General features: G+C 49.0%; 1 protein-coding gene. It reads left to right on the forward strand.

The genetic code is table 11. The features are described 5' to 3' along the window. Positions 1-314: hypothetical protein (locus QWI17_RS00065; RefSeq protein WP_302720471.1), on the forward strand; the 314-nt coding region annotated here is incomplete at both ends.

Genomic DNA, 314 nt, shown 5'->3' on the forward strand with positions numbered 1-314 from the left:
GTTTTTGTCTTCGCTCTACTCATTATCCTTGTTTTGGCTGCAACCATCGCCACCCGCAACGGTATAGCTGACCTCTACGCATACTCTCCGCGCCAGCACCTGGAATACTGGCAAAAATCAGCCAAAACCCCACCTCAGGACAAACTGGCAGCGGAACTTGCGAGTATAAGAACCGCTATTGAGTGGCAGAGAAACAGAGCTGAATACAGGGACATTGAAGCGCTACTATTATATTATCAGGCACTGCATCACTATCAGACTGGCAGTCCTGCTGACTTCCGCGAAACAACGCTTGAAGCAATAGAAGGCTATCG

Origin of the sequence: Gilvimarinus gilvus, from assembly GCF_030518155.1 — a bacterium.
Lineage (GTDB): Bacteria > Pseudomonadota > Gammaproteobacteria > Pseudomonadales > Cellvibrionaceae > Gilvimarinus > Gilvimarinus gilvus.